The organism is uncultured Acetobacteroides sp. (assembly GCF_963667355.2).
GTDB lineage: Bacteria > Bacteroidota > Bacteroidia > Bacteroidales > ZOR0009 > Acetobacteroides.
The window spans coordinates 3762868-3780591 of sequence record NZ_OY763328.2; the positions used below are offsets into that span (position 1 = coordinate 3762868).

11 protein-coding genes are annotated in these 17724 nt (G+C 49.0%); 9 read left to right on the forward strand and 2 right to left on the reverse strand.

From position 1 onward, the window contains the following. The first annotated feature begins 66 nt into the window (after positions 1 to 66). Complete coding sequence (locus ACHZA1_RS15530; RefSeq protein ID WP_320052776.1) at positions 67 to 381, forward strand: RNA-binding protein; 315 nt, start codon at positions 67 to 69, stop codon at positions 379 to 381. Between the two features lie 71 nt (positions 382 to 452). On the opposite strand, the gene ACHZA1_RS15535 is transcribed toward ACHZA1_RS15530, so the two are convergent. Beyond that, complete coding sequence (locus ACHZA1_RS15535) at positions 453 to 1064, reverse strand: L-threonylcarbamoyladenylate synthase (RefSeq protein ID WP_320052777.1); 612 nt, start codon at positions 1062 to 1064, stop codon at positions 453 to 455. Between the two features lie 114 nt (positions 1065 to 1178). On the opposite strand from ACHZA1_RS15535, the gene ACHZA1_RS15540 reads away from it, so the two are divergent. Further along, complete coding sequence (locus tag ACHZA1_RS15540; protein ID WP_320052778.1) at positions 1179 to 1880, forward strand: 16S rRNA (uracil(1498)-N(3))-methyltransferase; 702 nt, start codon at positions 1179 to 1181, stop codon at positions 1878 to 1880. Between the two features lie 4 nt (positions 1881 to 1884). Here the strand turns inward: ACHZA1_RS15540 and ACHZA1_RS15545 are convergent, their stop codons facing one another. Then, the gene (locus ACHZA1_RS15545) at positions 1885 to 3213 is read right to left on the reverse strand and encodes a YiiX/YebB-like N1pC/P60 family cysteine hydrolase (RefSeq protein WP_320052779.1); all 1329 of its coding nucleotides are present in this window, start codon (positions 3211 to 3213) and stop codon (positions 1885 to 1887) included. A gap of 165 nt (positions 3214 to 3378) precedes the next feature. On the opposite strand from ACHZA1_RS15545, the gene ACHZA1_RS15550 reads away from it, so the two are divergent. The 7 genes from ACHZA1_RS15550 (at position 3379) to ACHZA1_RS15580 (ending at position 17710) form a co-directional block, all read left to right on the forward strand. Then, a complete protein-coding gene (locus tag ACHZA1_RS15550; protein ID WP_320052780.1) occupies positions 3379 to 4764 on the forward strand; it encodes an aldehyde dehydrogenase in 1386 nt (461 codons plus the stop codon). A gap of 434 nt (positions 4765 to 5198) precedes the next feature. Then, positions 5199 to 5945, forward strand: coding sequence for a DUF6261 family protein (locus tag ACHZA1_RS15555; RefSeq protein ID WP_320052781.1), 747 nt, complete (start codon positions 5199 to 5201; stop codon positions 5943 to 5945). A 314-nt stretch (positions 5946 to 6259) separates the two neighbouring features. Further along, positions 6260 to 6859, forward strand: coding sequence for a DUF4402 domain-containing protein (locus tag ACHZA1_RS15560; RefSeq protein WP_320052782.1), 600 nt, complete (start codon positions 6260 to 6262; stop codon positions 6857 to 6859). A gap of 98 nt (positions 6860 to 6957) precedes the next feature. Next, positions 6958 to 7782, forward strand: coding sequence for a hypothetical protein (locus ACHZA1_RS15565; protein WP_320052783.1), 825 nt, complete (start codon positions 6958 to 6960; stop codon positions 7780 to 7782). A gap of 359 nt (positions 7783 to 8141) precedes the next feature. Beyond that, positions 8142 to 8657 carry a DUF4402 domain-containing protein gene (locus ACHZA1_RS15570; protein WP_320052784.1) on the forward strand — a complete coding sequence of 172 codons (516 nt, stop codon included), beginning with the start codon at positions 8142 to 8144 and terminating at the stop codon, positions 8655 to 8657. A 3-nt stretch (positions 8658 to 8660) separates the two neighbouring features. Then, a complete protein-coding gene (locus tag ACHZA1_RS15575; protein ID WP_320052785.1) occupies positions 8661 to 11807 on the forward strand; it encodes an SPOR domain-containing protein in 3147 nt (1048 codons plus the stop codon). 59 nt (positions 11808 to 11866) lie between these two features. Next, entirely contained in the window at positions 11867 to 17710 is a 5844-nt protein-coding gene (locus ACHZA1_RS15580; RefSeq protein ID WP_320052786.1) for a hypothetical protein, read from the forward strand. Positions 17711 to 17724: the final 14 nt, after the last annotated feature.

Genomic DNA, 17724 nt, shown 5'->3' on the forward strand with positions numbered 1-17724 from the left:
CATCGTCGACTCCATCTAAAAGACTCACCGAAAACAAAGGATAAAAGCTTTAATTTTTTTAGACAAATGAACATTTTTATTTCGAACTTGAGTTTTAGAGTCAATGATGATGACCTAGCACAACTTTTTGAAGAGTACGGACAAGTTAGCTCTGCAAAAGTAATTACTGACAAAGTAACCGGCCGCTCAAGAGGTTTTGGTTTTGTTGAAATGGCTTCTGACGAGGAAGCAAATCGTGCTATCGAAGAACTTAACCAAGTTGAGTACGATGGCAGAACAATTTCTGTATCTGAAGCTAAGCCAAGAGAAGACAAGCCAAGAGGTTCTTTCGGTGGTAACAGAGGCGGTGGAAACCGTGGCCCAAGAACTAATCGCTACTAGTAAGTTTCTTCTACGATAAAGAAAAGGTCGTTCAATTTGAACGACCTTTTTTTGTATCTGCAATTTTGAACTTATTCTATAAGTTCACCTTTCCCTTCCCTTACAATCTCGAATTCTGGGGTAGTACAATCAACGACAGTGGTTCCTATATTTCCTCCGTACCCACCATCAATGGTAAGATCTACTAGGTGCTCGAATCGTTCGTGTATTAGCTCTGGATCGGTTGTGTATTCAATTATCTGATCATCATCCTTGATGGATGTGGTGATAAGCGGGTGCCCAAGCGCTGCGGTTATGGCTATTGGGATTGGATTGTCGGGGATACGAATGCCGATGGTCTTTTTTTTGTCCAAAAATATGTCGGGAATCTTGTTGGATGCGGGTAAAATAAAGGTAAAAGGTCCTGGCAGGTTTTTCTTCATCAGCTTAAAGGTGGCGTTGTCGACCTTTGCAAACTGCGAGAGGTTGCTTAAATCGGTGCAGATTATGGAGAAGTCGACATCTTTTTGCTTTAGCCCCTTTATTTTAAGGATGCGTTCGAGCCCCTTCTTGCTTTTAAGGCTGCAGCCAAGCGCATAAACGGAGTCGGTGGGGTAGATGATAACACCATCGTTTTCGAGTACTCGTACCACCTCGTTAATTTGGCGCTCGTTCGGATTTTCGGGATAAATTTTGACTAACATACTGTTTTTTGAATGGTCATGTAAATTAAGCGAATTTGTTGGCTGATTGTTCATATATCCTTTAAGAATCAGGAGTGAATTATCGGCTCGGCTGATTTTTGCTATCTTCGCGGCATGAATATTTTCTATACCCCTGATATTGCCGGATCGTCGTACACCTTAAGCGAGGAGGAGTCGAAGCACTGCGTGCGCGTGCTGCGCATGGAGGTTGGCGAGCAAATCTACCTTGTTGATGGCGTTGGCGGATTTTACGTTGCCAAGGTTGCGGATGCCAATCCGAAGCGGTGTAGGGTAGAGGTGGTAGAAAAGCAAGAGTGCTACGGCAAGCGTCCCTACTACCTTCATGTAGCCATTGGGCCTACTAAGCTAATCGACCGCTACGAGTGGTTCCTGGAAAAGGTAACCGAAATCGGCATCGACGAGATTACGCCGCTGGAGTCATTTCACTCCGAACGTAGAACCGTTAAGCAGGAGCGCTCGGAGAAGGTGGTGACGGCAGCCGTTAAGCAATCGCTGAAGGCTTACCATCCAAAGGTGAACGAGATTACGCCGTTTAAGGAACTGGTAAAACTTCCATTCGAGGGTAAGAAGCTTATTGCCCACTGCAACGAGGGCGAAAAGGTGCTGCTAAAGCATGCCGTTGATCCCGGCGAGAATGCCCTTATTCTTATTGGTCCCGAAGGTGATTTCAGCATCGAGGAGGTGGAACTGGCTAAGCAGCATGGCTTCGTTGAAATATCGCTGGGCGAAAGCCGCCTGCGCACAGAGACGGCTGGGGTTATTGCCTGCAGTACCGTTTGTTTCGTTAACCAGTAGATTCCTAGTAGAGGCTCTTCCGCCTCCACGACTTGGCGAATGCCGCCTCGTTGCGCCTTTCCGACTTGCGCTGTCGCCGCTTGGCATCGTAGAAGAATACCAGCTTTAGCTGCGGCGAGGGCTGCTTCCATTCTAGGCTGTACTGCTTGGCGATGTCGTTGGGCGAAAGGAAGGTTTCTCCATCAAGTTCTCCCATGATAAAGTTAATTCCCGTCTTGTTTGGCGATGGTCGGAACGAGAGGTAAACGAGCTCGCTACACACCAGCTCGTTGTCGTTGCTGAAGTCGAACAGGTAGTCGTAGGGCGTGCCGAGGTACTCGAAGGCCGTGAGAAGCGACTTAAAGATGTCGGCTTTGTCGAGGTTTGTCCTTAGCGCTGCCAGGTAGTCTACCTTGGCAATATGCTCCACCGGATTTATGACCACCCCCTTTCCAATTGCTTCAATAATTAAACCCTGTTTATCGGCTAGCCTTTCGTAAACCTCGCGGTAGCTTTCCTGAATGTAGGCCGAAGGTTTTTGCCCGCCGAGCATGGCAATGCCGCTAAAGCAGCTGTCGAGCTGCGCCAGGGAGCCTACGTATATTCCCGAATGGGTCCAAAAGCCGGGGATGCCCACGTTGGAGAGCTGCTCGTCGTTGCGCTTTACGATGATGTCGCCCGGGCGAAGGGTGTCCTTAATGTGCTGGAGGTCTTCCTCGCTGACGAACTTCTCGGCGCGGAAGCTGAAGTCGATATCGGCGCACACCTCGCAGATGCCCTTCTGGATGCTCCATCGGAAGTTGCTCTTTATGAAGTGGCGGATCTCGTCGAAGGTGGTGAGCGTGTCCTTAACCTCGGAGAAGCGGATGTTGATGAGCTTGTTGTGGTGCTTCACCAGAAAACGAGAGTTGGCCGTTTCGACAAAGAGGAGCTTCTGCCTTTTATCCCACTCGAAGTGGTCGATGGTGCTATCGGTAAGCCCGTAGCTGCTGTTGATCCATTTGGCCTTATCGCCGTTGAAGCTGAATACGTACCGGTTCTTAGTTCCAACAAGCACGCGGTTGTTTCGGATGATGAGCACATCGCTGAATCGGGTATCGCAGGGGAGCCCGGCGGTATCCCTCATGTTGATGACGACGCCCTTGTGTGTTACCCGGTACAGCAGGCTGCTGTCCTTGCCAGCGATAATCCACCTCGTCCCATTTCTTGCGCTAAAGATGCGAGCTACGGGAGCGTGGATGAGGTTGGCGTAGCTGGCGCTGTCGGGCGTAGCATCGCCTTGCGCCATGGCGGCCAGCTGAAAAAGGAGCAGGGTGAGCGTGGCGAGCGCTGTTTTGCAGAAGGGGTGTTTCATCTGTTTGCGTAGTCAAAATGGGTTTCGGATGCGGTAAGGGGCTGCTAGGATAACGATAAATTTCGAATTATATGGTGCGGCAGCGGCTTCTTTTCCGATTTTAACAGAGGGGGGATTGCTATCTTTGCTGATCTTGGATTGATTTCAATTTAAAACACTACCGACATGCAGGAGCAAGACATCGAGCAGGCCTATAGCGCCAAACGCGCTTTCTTTGACGGAGGCAGCACCCGCAGTTACGCCTTTAGGGTGGCGCAGCTCGCGAAACTTAAAGCGGCCATCAAGCGGCGCGAGGACGAAATCCTTACCGCCCTACATGCCGACATGTGCAAGCCGGTCTACGAGGCGTTCTCCAGCGAGGTGGGCATCCTGTACGAGGAGATCGACTACGCCATCAGCCATCTGAAGCGGTGGATGAGGCCCCAGCGGGTAGGTACGTCGCTGATGCTTCAGCCCTCGCGCTCGCGGATTGTGGCCGAGCCGCGCGGGGTGGTGCTCATCATTGGGCCTTGGAACTACCCCTTTCAGCTGCTCATCGCTCCGCTCGTCGGCGCTATTGCTGCCGGCTGCTGCGCCGTGCTGCTGCCAAGCGATATGGCCCCGCATACGGCTGCCGTTGTTGCTAAGCTGGTGGGCGAAACCTTCGACTCCTGCTACGTTAGCGTCGCTCCGGGATCGGGGGCGCAGCTGGGCCCCATGCTCATTGAAGGATTCCCTTTCAACCATATCTTCTTTACGGGTAGCCCCAAGGTAGGGCGGCAGGTGATGGGGATGGCTGCCAAGCACCTCACCCCCGTGACGCTGGAGCTGGGCGGCAAGAGTCCGGCTATCGTTCATGCCGATGCCAACCTCCGGGTATCGGTAAGGCGGCTGGTGTGGGCCAAGTTCTTCAACGCCGGGCAAACGTGCGTGGCACCCGACTACCTGCTGGTGCACCACAGCGTAAAGGACGAGGTGGTGGAGCTGGCTAAAGGGTGCATCAGGGAGTTTTATGGTGATGATCCCGAACGGTGTGCCGACCTTACCCGCATCGTCAACCGACGCCGCTTCGATACGCTGATGGGCTACCTGGCCGATGGCCGCATCGCGCACGGCGGGCGCAGCAACCCCGAAAAACTCTACATCGAGCCGACTCTATTGGAGAATGTCTCGCTCGAGGCGCCCATCATGCAGGAGGAGATCTTCGGCCCCATCCTCCCCATCATCGTCTACGATAGCCTCGACGAGGCGCTAGCCATCGTTCGCCGCAACCGCTACCCGCTGGCGCTGTACCTCTTCACCCAGAGCAAGCGGGTGGAGCGCTTCTTTGTGGAGCAGGTGGAGTTTGGCGGCGGCGCCATCAACAACGCGCTGCTGCACCTGGTGAGCCCCAAGGTGCCCTTTGGCGGGGTGATGGCCAGCGGTACGGGCAGCTACCATGGCCGCCGCAGCTTCGAGGCCTTCTCGCACCACAAGAGCATCCTCAGCACGTCGACTCTGGTAAACCTTTCGTTCTTTTTTCCACCCTACACCTCGGCTAAGCTGAAGCTGGCACGGTGGTTTATGCGGTAGAACCTCTTGCCGATGGACTTTACAGGTACAGAAGGCTCGCCAGAACTTCGTTGGGTGCTTTGTACCATATACAAAGGCTCCACCGGAGTTCCGTTGGGTGCTTTGTACCATATACAAAGGCTTCGCCGGAGTTCCGTTGGGTGCTTTGTACCATATACAAAGGCTTCGCCGGAGTTCCGTTGGGGGTCTTGTACCATATACAAAGGGGTCACCGGAGTTCCGTTGGTGCTTTTGTATATGGTACAAAGCCCTAATTCCCTATTTTTTTGATTGGGTGACTTGACGTGCTTGTGGCTGCTTGTACGGAGAAAACATGGCACCTTTGCCGAATTGGATGTTTTATAACATGCTTAATGGATATTGGTTGTTTGTGCATATTTTATATAATTGGAAAAATTTAACACATAAGGATTATGAAATTAAAAGGAACATTCATGAGTCGACTGCACGTTGACGAACAAATTGGCCTACTACGCCAGATGATTGCCGTACTGAAGTCGTTCGATGTGAAAACGCTGGAGCTGGAGGCCGAACTGTCCGAACTCGAGCGCCGCACCAACCGCTTCGAGAGCACCTCTACCGTAATCACCGAAAAGGAGAAGACCGAGGAGATGGTAAAGCTCGATGGCGAGCTCGACGGCTACGTGGGCAGCTTCAAGGGGCTAGTAAAGTCGTACTCGCGCAACCCCAAGGACGAGATTCGAGTGCCTGCGCTAGCTATCGTTCGCGCCGTCGAGGAGCAGGGGTGGGATATCGAGGAGATGTCGTACGATGCCGAGGTAACCACCATCAGCAAGATCGATGCCCTCTTTACCTCCAAGCCCGAGCTCGTTAGCGCGCTTGCCAAACTGGGCGTAAAGACATTTTGGGACGATGTGATGGCCACCCGAGCTAAGTTTCTAGCCGTACAGAACGCCCGCACGCAGGCCTATGGAACCAAGGATCCCGAATCGCCCGTACAGACCGGCCGCCAGGCGCGCGACCAGTATCTCAAGTTGGCCAACCGCATCAACGCCTTCGCCCAGATATCGAGCAAGCCCGAGTACAACCAGATTATCTCGCAGCTCAACCCGCTCATCGAGGCCAAGGTGAAGCTGATAGACTCCAGGGAAACCCGCAGCAAGAACGAAAAGGAGAAGGAGAAAGATAAGCCCAAGGATAAGCCCACGGGCAACCAGTAGCCCGTTCGTTGGGGTTACCAATAAAAAAAGCCAGGCCGTAGCGCCTGGCTTTTTTATGCCCTAGAGCAGCGCCATCTCCCCGTAATGATTGCTTAGCACACAGTGTTTAAAAGGTTAAAGTCCGTGCGCTTGTAAACACTTTCCGAAAACATGCTGTTGTAGAGTTATCAAACCAGCACCAGCTGCTGGAACAAGCTGATTTGCTAGGAGTGTTGAGGGGGAGGAAAAACAAAATTGCTTGATGGCGATGGGCATTCCTAGGTAGCACCACCCATTAACGTTTTGAATGTGTTTAATCTTTTAAAACAAAAAAAATGAAAAGATCATTAATGCTTCTTGGAGCCATCGCGCTGATGGTCGGTTTTTCGGGTACGGTTATGGGGCAGGATACACCTGTAAATGTAAATGCTAGTGCCTCTATTGTAACGGCACTGCAGAATGAAAAGCAAAGCGATATGTATTTTGGTAATTATATAGTTGCTAATGAAGCAAATATTGGAACAGTAACTCTGTCTACGGCTAGTGTTGCTACTCCTTCTTCGAATTTAACTTTATTGACTTCAAAACCTACTGCTGCTGCTTTTAAAATTACTACAGCTTATCCTAATATGGATTACTATGTTCAATTAGGTAGCCTTGATGCGGCTAATACTCTTACATTAACTAATAGTGAGGATTTAAGCGGAACTTATACAAACAAGACAATGTCTGTTAATAATTTAATTTTAAATATTGGTTTGGATGGACCATCTGTTTCAGATGTTCTTTTACCTACTAATGCCGGGTATCGTTTCGATAATACTTTATCAAGTACAACATCATACCTTTTTATTGGAGGTACATTGAATGTTAGTGCTCATCAGCTACCTGGTATTTACACCAAAACTTTTACAGTTAGCGTACTTTATAATTAGAACCTATTAACAAACAATAGGGGGAGGCATTTGCTCCCCCTATTGAAACATTGTCAGGCTTGTAGTTGCTTATCGAATAACCATCAAGAAACTGGAACATGAACAGAATTTTTACGATTTTGTTTTTTATTATTTTTCAGAGTGTTGCTATTTCTGCTAGTGCACAAGGAAATTTGCTTGTAACACCAACGCGTGTCATTTTTGAAGGCAAAGTTCAGAAAGAAAATCTATGTTTAGTTAACACAGATAAGGATACTGTAACCTATTCAGTCTCTTTTTTGGAGTATGCCATGAATGAGAATGGAGGCTTTTTAGAAATAGATAAACCAGACTCTTCGTTTATGATCGCTGCTCCTTATTTGCGAGTATTCCCACGTAGGATAACTTTGGCACCAGGTGAGTCTCAGACCATAATGTTGCAGCGCAGGCGAACTGCTAAAATGGGTTCAGGAGAGTACCGTTCGCATCTCTATTTCCGTTCGGAAAGAAACTATGCCCCTCTTGGGATTAAAAATCCATCAAAAGATTCAAGTATTAGTGTTAGTCTAGTTCCTATATTCGGGTTATGTATACCAGTTATTATTCGTTCAGGCCTAATTTCTGTATCTGTTAAATTCAGCGACCTGCGGTTAGCCCAAGTTAAGGATACCGTACAAAACCTTGCCTTTACCATAAATCGAACAGGCAATATATCTACCTACGGGGATATTAGGGTAGAGTTTATACCCAAGCAAGGTAAACCCTACGAGGTTGTCTTGGTGCGAGGTATTGGGGTGTACACCACCACCAATAGAAGGTTTATTACGCTACCGCTAAAGGATAAGGAGAAAAGGGTGCTAAAGGATGGCAAGCTAAAGGTGCAGTACGTGTGCGCCGAGGAGGGCAAGCACAACGTGTATGCCGAAGGGGAGTTGGATATTTAGCAAGTCGTAAGGATATGAATAATGCAGAACGCAAAATATATGCAGCTTATCCCCCACGCTGAGCGTAGCGTCCTCGCTGCGCTCGAGTAACCAAGGCTTCTAGCCTTTAGAATACGGCCAGAGGCCAAAAGGGGAAAAAGCGTAGGCAGAGCCTACGCTTAGCAGTGGCGTTGATCTGTTGAATTAAGCCTTAGCTTGACGGCTATGGGCACAGCCTCAGCCGAGTATAGGGATAAAGTATTGCTATTAGGTGTTTGTGCATCCGAATGTGCGCTGCAAGAACCGGAAAGATATAAGCTTCCCAACCACTCGGAGGTAAAATAAAAACAGTTGGCGAATGCCAGGAAAAGAATACGCTCATGAAACCATTAAAAGCGATTCTGAATTTTCGTATGCTGCTGCTTGCGGTGGTTATGCTGTTTTGTGCGGTACCTTCTTTTGCCCAGCCCGATTTACCCCAGCGCACCATAACCGTAACGGCAATCCAGCTGCTGCACTTTGGCACCTTTTGCGTATCGGGTTCGGGAGGTACCGTGGTTGTAGGGTACGATGGAACCAGAACTGCAACGGGTGGGGTATCGCTTATTTCAGCGTCGCCAACGGCACAACCTGCCATCTTTGAGGTTAAGATTTGTCCGGGTCGTAATGTTGTAATAACCTACGATGCTACTGCTATCCTAACAGGAAGTAGCGGAGGTACGCTTACCATGGATATTGGACCAACCGAAAAGGGACCAAGCGGTTCTACCTTTACCACTACTGCCGATTGCAATTTTGTTACTCCTATTCGGGTAGGGGGCACGCTGCATGTTCCGGCAGGTGCAACTTCTGGAACCTACGAGGGAACCTTTTCCATAACATTTAATAGGGAGTAGCTGATGGGGGATGGGTATCATAAGGCACAGCTTGTAGTGCATCTTGCGGGGGTGTGGTTGAGTAAGCTCAAGTCCCAATCGCAAGGTGTTCTTCTATTGCTGCTGCTTTGGCTTTTCCCATCGGTATGCCTAATGGCACAGGACAAGTTTACCGACGAAACGGTAGAAATGCCCATCACCTACGACGAGGTATCGGTGCTGGTTACGGTCGATCGATTAAGCGAGTTTTATGCTGAAGCCCTCTACTCTAGCAACGATCGCCTTTACGTCAGCATCGAAGGGCTGTTTGGTCCGCTCGGAATACCCTACATCGTTAGCGCCAAAGGCGATAGCATTAGCGGCTATATTGGTGCTAAACGACAACCCTACCTAATAGATTATAGCAGGCAGCGTGTAAGCGTAGGAGGTAAGGAGTATAGCTTTAGGGGCGGGCTTGTAAGCTATAGCGGCATGCTGTACATGGAGTCTTCGCTTTTTGGAGGAACGTTTGGGTTGGACATGACCTTTAACTTCCGAAGCCTAATCCTAAAGGTGAAGCCGAATTTCGAGCTTCCCATATTTAAGCAGCAGCAGCTGGAGGCAATGCGGAAGAACATTGCCAAGGTAAAAGGCGAGGTTGTTGCCGATACGGTTGTTTCGCGGAGCTACCACCTCTTTAAGCCCGGTATGGTAGACTGGTCGGTTGCCTCGTACCAGAAGTGGAAAGGAGAAACAACCAACAGCTTTGGCTTAGGGGTTGGTACCGAGCTGCTGTATGGCGAGGCAAATGTTTCGGCATACTATAACGATAGGTATAAGTTTAGCGATAGGAATCTTTACTATCTCTGGCGCTGGGTGGATAACGATAAAACGCTGATTAGGCAGGCGCAGGTTGGGCGGATATCAAATCAAACAATAGCCTTTATAAACGCACCTATTGTTGGTGTAGCAGTACGCAATACCCCTACAACGGTACGAAAGGCAAAGGGGTACTACACCATAAACGAGGTTGCCGAACCAAACTGGACGGTGGAACTCTACATAAACAACGTACTGGTTGACTATACCAAGACGGATGCATCGGGGGCATACACCTTTAAGGTTCCCATAGTGTACGGCTACACCACGCTGAAGCTAAAATTCTACGGACCACTTGGCGAAGAGCGCACCGAGGAGCGCACCATGAATATGCCTTACACGGTTATGCCAGTAGGTGAGTTTGAGTACGGACTGTCGGGTGGTGTTCTTCAGGATAGCACCAATAGCCGTTACGGTAGGGCAGAGTTTAACTACGGCGTAAGCAGGTTCCTTACGGTAGGAGGTGGGGTAGAGTACCTTTCCTCCATTACTAGTGGAGCCTACATACCTTTTGCAAAGGCAACCGTACAGCCGTTAACTAAGATGATTATTAGCGGAGAGTACGACCACGACGTTAAGGCTCAGGGCTTGCTCAGCTACTATTTTTGGAAGGATGCGCTTATAGAGCTAGACTATGCAAAGTTTAAAGAAGGGCAAAAGGCAACGCTCTTCAATGCGCTCGAGGAACGGAAGGTGAGGCTATCGGTTCCTTTCAGGTTGAGGAATATTTCATTTAATTCTCGGATCGACTACAACCAGCTAGTGTATAGCTCCGTTAGCTACAATCAGGCAAACGTAATGCTTTCGCTTTACTATAGGCAGTTTAGCGCAAACTCGTCAACCATGCTTAATTGGATTGAGGGGAGCCGGGTATATGCAACCTCTAATCTTGCGCTGTCCTATCGGTTGAGGAATGGAGTAATGATAAGACCATCGGCTTATGGTAATATAACCGATGGCAAGCTAATATCATGGCGAACAGATATCGAGAAGAATTTCTCTAAAGGATACTTAACTGCAACGTACGAGCGAAATGTTGCTAGTAGTAACGACTATATCAGCTTAAGCTTTAAGTACGACCTAAGCTTTGCACGAACCAACCTTACGGCATCGCGTAGTCAGGGCTCTTACTACACCTCGCAAAGCGCGCAGGGTAGCTTAGCCTTTGGTGGCGGTAATGGGTATGTGTATACCAGCAACAACCCTTCGGTAGGTAAGGGAGGACTAGTTGTATATCCATTCCTCGACCTAAACCAAAATGGCGTATTCGATAAGGGCGAGCGCATGGTAAAGCTTACCTCGGTTAAGATACCTGGAGGGAAAGTCATCTTCAGCAAGAAGGACTCCATTGTTCGTATTACGGAGCTAAACCCGTTTGTAGACTACATGATGGAGTTTGACGATAGCGAGCTGGATAACATCTCGTGGCGCTTTAAGCATAAAACGTACAAGGTTCTTGTAGACCCTAACCAGTTTAAGCGGGTGGATGTGCCGATTATTGTGGTAGGCGAGGCTAATGGTATGGTTTCGCTAAACAGCAATAACAATCTTAAGGGATTAGGGCGGATACTGGTAAAGATATACCGCAAGGGTGGAGGTAAACCTGTTGCCGAAATGCTCTCGGAGTCGGATGGGTACATCAGCTACGTTGGGTTGGCTCAGGGCGATTATGTGGCTTGCGTTGATTCTACGCAGCTGCAACGGCTCGACTATGCCTCAACTCCTCGACAAATTTCGTTTACCATAAAGGCATTAGAGGAGGGCGATGTTGTGAGCATCCTCAACTTTACCCTAAGCAAAAAAAATGATGAGAATACGTTGGTAGAAAAGGCTTCCGATAAAAGTTCTTCGAATTCCTCATCAGGTTTACCTCTTACAAGTGCGCCAATGGAGCAGCCTTCCAGCATAAAAGCAGAAGGCGCCAAGAACAGCACAACGGGTGTTTATGGTGATGGAATAGGTATTGAGGCTAAGGGCAAGTTATATGCGTCTTCGAGATCTCAAGCCCCACGAGTTAGCACTAAGAAAAATGTAGCTGCAAAACTGCTGTGGGGTGAAGTTTGTGCCCAAGGTGGAAACTACTGCGTGCAATGTGGCTCATTTAGGATAGAAAGTAACGCAATGAGGTATGCAAAGACCCTTAAGAAGGAAAAAGAGATGAGTGTGGGTGTGATTCTGCACCGCGGATTCTACAAGGTGAGGGTTGGGTGCATTCCCTCAAAAAAATGCGCCTCGTCCATAAAAAGAATGGTCTCCGTAAAAGACTCATTAGATGAACCACTAATCGTAAAAAGAAAGATTAACGGAGTATAGCGAACGAAGTGAGGAATAGGAGGGATGAATTAAGGATATAGAACAAACCACCAAAGATCATGAAAAGAACATTTAGGCTATTTTCTGTGCTTGTAGCTATTGCCGCTTGCATAGGATTAACTGCTTCGAGGGCAAGTGCACAAACAGAAGTGGGTGCAGGCAAAACCTACACAACCCTAAAGGCTGCCTTCGATGCTATTAATGCAGGTACGCTTACCGGTGATGTAGTCTTGAGATTAACCAGCAGCACGACCGAAACCGCTACGGCTGTTTTAAATGCCAGAACTGGTTCGGTAACCATTTACCCAACAGGTTCGGGTTATACCATTTCGGGTAATCTTAATGCACCCTTGATAGACCTTAACGGAGCCGACAATGTTACCATCGACGGACGGGTTAACCAGGCAGGAGCAAAGAACTTGACAATCTCTAATTCGAGCACCGGAACCTCAGCCTCTACCATTAGGTTCAGGGAGTCGGCGGAGAGTAATAAGGTGCAGTTCTGTACCATCAAAGGGGCTTCGTTGAATTCATCGGGCGGGGTTATCTTTTTTTCCACAGCATCGTCAGGCAACGGGAATGATGGCAATACCATTGACAGGAACGATATAACCAGCGATGCTGCCGGAAGACCCATCAACGTGATCTATTCTTTAGGAACCTCTGGTTTCGAGAACAGCGGAAACACCATCAGCAATAACAATATCTACAACTTTTTGAATGCCGCAGCTGCATCGAATGGAATAAACCTAGGAGCCAATACAACCACTTGGACTATCTCGGGGAATAGCTTCTACGAAGCGGCAACGTTTACAGCATCAGGTACGGGTACCTATACCGTCATTAGCATCAATAATACTTCGGGAAATGGGTTTACGGTTAGCGGGAACTATATTGGAGGAAGCAGCGCATCGTGTAGCGGTACTTGGACAAAGACTGGTAGTACAAATACCTTTTATGGCATAAGAGTAAGTGTTGGCACGACAACGGCTAGTAGCATTCAGGGCAATACCATAAAGGGCTTTTCGTGGAATAATGCAGCCGCCTCTACCTGGTATGCGATGTCTATTGAAGCAGGCAACGTAAATATTGGAACTACTTCGGGCAATACTATAGGTAGCAGCTCATCTACCAGCTCAATTTACTACTATGCAGGAGGAGGAAATGGTGGCATTGGAAAAGTATATGGCGTGTACATAGCAAGTACTGGAACTATTGCATGCAGCAATAACACTATTGGCTCTATTCAATCGGAAGATGGAGGTTCGGGGGTATGCTCTATTTGGGGAATTTATAAAACAGGTGCTGGGAGCACTACAATTAGCGACAATATAATAGGAAGCAGTAGTACGGCAAATAGTATTTGGGCTATACAGCCGTTAGGTGAGGTAAATGTTGCGAATGCTATTCAAGGTATATATTCCGAAGGAACTGGTACTGTTACCATAAGTGGAAATACAGTAGCGAACCTGAATAACGATCAGAGTGGTTCGGAAGGTGTTGCCCTAAGGGTTAACGGGATTGTTGCTGCTAGCGGTACTAATACCATTTCAGGTAATACGGTTAGCGATCTATCCACCCGAAATAGAAATACCCTACAAGATGCAAATTCCTCGGTGGTGGGGATTTTGCTTACAGGAACCGATAATGCGAATAGCGTTACCGGCAATACCATTTGTAGGTTATCAAATGCCCGCTCAAGCGGGAGCTATAGCATTTCGATAATAGGTCTCTACTTCTCGGGAAGCAGCAGCGGGAATAACGTGATTGCTGCAAATTTTATACACAGCCTGTTTTTTTCGGCTGTGGCAACATCTTACACCTATGGTATAAAGATAAAGGCGGGGAGTACTACTGTTTACAACAATATTATTGTTATAGATAATACCTCAAAGACCATAATCTTCGGAATCTTTGAACCTGGCATCTCCGGCATTACCAGCAAAATATACTTTAATACGGTATACATTCATGGTGTTCCTATGTCTTCCACGCATAACAGCTACGCTTTTTACTGTGATGGTAGCTCTAGTACACGCGATATCCGAAACAATATTTTCTACAACGCCCGCACGCAAAAGGGAACGCACTACGCCATCTACATTAGAACTGCAGGAGGTGCGCTAACCATTAACTACAACGATTACTATACTGCCGAAACTACGTTGGGGTACTATGGTGCCAACATCACCAGCTTTGCCGCATGGAAAACGGCAACTGGGCAAGATGCGAATAGCCTAAATGTGGATCCTGGCTTCACCAACCGTGGCGGGGTAAATGTTTCCGACTACCATTCGTCGACTTCTTTGCTCGGAATAAGCGGAACGGGAGTTACTACCGACTACTACGGAACCAGTAGGGCTACAACACCGCACATGGGCGCTTTTGATAGCTACTTTAGGGTTTGGGTTGGTGGTACCAGTACCGATTTTGGTACAGCCTCTAACTGGTCGAATGGCTCGGTGCCTCCGAGCGGTGCCGATATTGTTTTTGCTGCTGCTCCGGCTAACGATTGTGTCCTAGATCAAGATCGTATAGTTGGCGATATATCGAATGCGCAAAGCTCGAAGAAGCTGGTGATTAATGGTAAGAACCTTACCATTAACCGAAATTTTAATTTGACAAATGGTGCTCAGGTTGATGCCTTAGCAGCCTCTTCGGGGGTGATCTTCGCTGGTTCGATGGCCCAAAGCATCCCTTCCGGGGCTTTTACGGGCAATTCGGTTGTCGGCTTAACCCTAAATAATAGCCAAGGGCTAACCCTAAACGGCGATTTAACCGTATCGGGTGGGCTGACCCTTACTGCTGGCACGCTTACCATTGGTGCGGCTACGCTAACGCTGCCGGGGAGTAATCCTCCATCGCGTACCAGCGGCAGCATTAGTGCAGGCGGTAGTGGTGCCACGTTGGCTTTTACCAATTCGGCAGCTGTAACGCTTCCTGCTTCTCTTATTTCTGGTAGCATAAACAACCTTACGGTGAATGGAGCAGGTATTACTTTGGGTGGCGATATTACGGTAAACGGTGTGCTCAACCTGCAAAGCGCCAACCCTTCGGCTACCAAGGGGAGCTTAGATATGGGGGCGTATACGCTTACCATGGGCGAGCCTGCAACAACCGTTGGCGATGGCGATGTTACCGGAACGGTTAAGCGTACCAGCTTTCAGCCTAACGTGCCCTATTCGTTTGGGCATCGGAATAGCGGGATGGGTATTGGGGCAGGTGGGGTGATGCCCACCGAGGTTACCTTTAAGATTGCTATAGGTGAGGCTCCCTCGTGGAAGACTGATGCGGTGAAGCGCAGCTACGAGATAAACCAGCTCAACGGTGGAAATACACAGGCCTTAGTTCAGCTGTACTACCTCGATAGCGAGCTTAACGGCAATACCGAAAGCAAGCTGGTTACCTGGGATTACCATGCCGATATTCCTAAAGTAGAAGAGCATGGCAAGGCCATTCAGGACTCTACTGCCAACTGGGTGGTTATATCGAATAGGGAACTCAACTATTTTGTAGGGCGACCTTGGGGGGTGGCTAATAAATCGGCAGCAGACTACGTGTGGCAGGGATCCTATAGTAGCGACTGGAATAACAATAGCAATTGGTCGGGGGGGAATGTGCCTACATCTACCAGCGATGTTATAATTCCGAATGCTAGCACTACTGCCAACGACCCTATTTTGCCGGCAACAGCATCGGTAAAAAGAATAACAATTCAAAGTGGTGGTATTGTTGATGGCCGTAGTTCTACCACCTTTACGGTAACAGGAGGCGGTGGTGCTTGGAACTGTGCTGGAACGTTTATTCCGGGAACTAGTACGGTTCTTTTCGATTTAACCAATGCATCGTCGGGAGCTAGCGCAACTATTGGCGGTAGTACCACCTTCTATAATATCGCGATTACCAGCGGTGGTTCGGTGGCAGTAGAAAATAATAACTACATGAGTATTGCAGGAGCAATTACTCTTGGCACTGATGCAATACTACGTGCCGCATACCTACCTAATACCATAGAGTACAACGGCACGAGCCAAACGGTCATCTATCCCAATGGGCTTACTCCTGGGTACTGGAATCTTACCCTCAGCGGGAGCAGTACGAAGACGATGCCCACCCAGGATATGAGCATCTATGGCAACTTTACCCTTTCGGGAACCGCCTCGGCAGCTGCTGGCGGGGCTCTTGATATAGGTGGAAATACTACCATTGGTGCAAATGCCTCCTTTACAACTGGGGCGTTTAGCCATTCGATAGGAGGAAACTTTACGAATAACGGAACCCTTACGGCTACGGGCAGCACCATTGCTCTCGATGGCGCTTCGGCGCAAACGGTTGGCGGAAGCAGCGCCACCACGTTCGAAAACGTGCATATCCAGAATGCTGAAGGGGTGACCCTTGCTAGTAGCGCGCTTACCACCGTTACCGGAACGCTGCAGGTTGAAAGCGGCAAACTGCTGAAGGTTGCTCCTGGGGTGCTGCTGACTGTTACAGGAACTGTCATCAATAATGGTGGAAATGATGGCTTTGTGCTTCAGTCCGATGCTACGGGAACATCATCAATCCTTCATAATACCGACAATGTACCTGCAATTGTGAGGCGCTACATCCCAGGAGGTAAGGAGGCTTGGCATTTTCTATCGCCCCCTGTCAAGTATCAGACGTTTACCGGGGAGTGGTTCCCTATGGGGACATACGGTAATGGCACGGGTTACGACTTGTACGTTTGGCACGAGCCCACCAATTGCTGGATCTACTTTTTGAACTATACAGGAACGGTTAGCTGGCCTATGGTGCATCCCGAGGTTACGGGCGTTCTCGGACGGGGCTACCTATACTCGTTACAGAATCAGGAGAACTTTACCCATGATTTTATAGGTGTTTTGGGCAATGGTGCTATAAGTTGTCCACTTACCGTAAGCAGTACTAATATTAGCTTAGCGGGTTTCAACTTTGTGGGTAACTCTTATCCATCGGCCATCGACTGGTGCGCTGCGACGGGATGGACAAGAGGTGATTTGGTTGCATCTGGCAGCGGCTACGATGTGTGGATTTGGAATCCGAACGTTAACAACTATGGGGTGTACAACTCGGGAGATGCTGATGGCGTGGGAACCAACTCTGTTGGCCGCTATATTGCTTCGTGTCAGGGATTCTTTGTAAAGGCGAATCAGACCGGAAATTTAGTGATGACCAACGATGTGCGCGTGCATAACGCCTCGGCAACTCTTTTAAAGGCGAAGGTACAGAAGCGCGATGTGGTGAGCCTTACCGTTAAATCGGAGGCTGGACTGGGCGTCGACGAGGTGATGCTCCGCTTTGGCCATCCTCAGAATGCCAGTGGCGCCACAAAGCTTTTCAGTAGGGTTGAAACCGCTCCTAGCCTATACCTGAGCACCGGGAAGGAAAACCTCTCGATTCGATACCTAACCACGCCCGAGCAAAACGCCTCGGTACCCGTGATGTTTACGGCAGGTGCCAGCGGTACCTACACCATTAGCAGCGCCTTCGATCTGCTTCGGTTTAGCCTCCTGAAGCTGGAGGATCGGCAGACGCACTACATCCACGATCTGTCCACAGGTCGGCCTTACCAGTTTAGGGCCTCGAAGGGCGATTCGCCCAACCGCTTCGTGCTCCACTTTGCCCCCGTGCAGCCCGACTCGAAGGTGCAGATGCCTGCCCAGGTGTATGCCTACGATCGGAAGCTGGTGGTCGACCTCGAATTGGTTGGCGGCGAAACCGACGTTGAGGTGTACGATTTGCTTGGCCGTAAGGTGATGCAGCGTAAGGTTCCCGGCGAGGTTAAGCATAGCCTCGACCTCGATGCTAAAACGGGACTTGTGGTAGTTGTGCTGCGGAACAGGGGGAGTGCCCTAAGCCAAAAGATAATGTGGGTAAGGGAGTAGAGGTGCTGTCCTTA

Bases quoted from the DNA above. Each gene is read 5' to 3' on its own strand.
- ACHZA1_RS15530 (WP_320052776.1), top strand. From the start codon at position 67: ATGAACATTTTTATTTCGAACTTGAGTTTTAGAGTCAATGATGATGAC.
- ACHZA1_RS15535 (WP_320052777.1), bottom strand. From the start codon at position 1,064: ATGTTAGTCAAAATTTATCCCGAAAATCCGAACGAGCGCCAAATTAAC.
- ACHZA1_RS15540 (WP_320052778.1), top strand. From the start codon at position 1,179: ATGAATATTTTCTATACCCCTGATATTGCCGGATCGTCGTACACCTTA.
- ACHZA1_RS15545 (WP_320052779.1), bottom strand. From the start codon at position 3,213: ATGAAACACCCCTTCTGCAAAACAGCGCTCGCCACGCTCACCCTGCTC.
- ACHZA1_RS15550 (WP_320052780.1), top strand. From the start codon at position 3,379: ATGCAGGAGCAAGACATCGAGCAGGCCTATAGCGCCAAACGCGCTTTC.
- ACHZA1_RS15555 (WP_320052781.1), top strand. From the start codon at position 5,199: ATGAGTCGACTGCACGTTGACGAACAAATTGGCCTACTACGCCAGATG.
- ACHZA1_RS15560 (WP_320052782.1), top strand. From the start codon at position 6,260: ATGAAAAGATCATTAATGCTTCTTGGAGCCATCGCGCTGATGGTCGGT.
- ACHZA1_RS15565 (WP_320052783.1), top strand. From the start codon at position 6,958: ATGAACAGAATTTTTACGATTTTGTTTTTTATTATTTTTCAGAGTGTT.
- ACHZA1_RS15570 (WP_320052784.1), top strand. From the start codon at position 8,142: ATGAAACCATTAAAAGCGATTCTGAATTTTCGTATGCTGCTGCTTGCG.
- ACHZA1_RS15575 (WP_320052785.1), top strand. From the start codon at position 8,661: ATGGGGGATGGGTATCATAAGGCACAGCTTGTAGTGCATCTTGCGGGG.
- ACHZA1_RS15580 (WP_320052786.1), top strand. From the start codon at position 11,867: ATGAAAAGAACATTTAGGCTATTTTCTGTGCTTGTAGCTATTGCCGCT.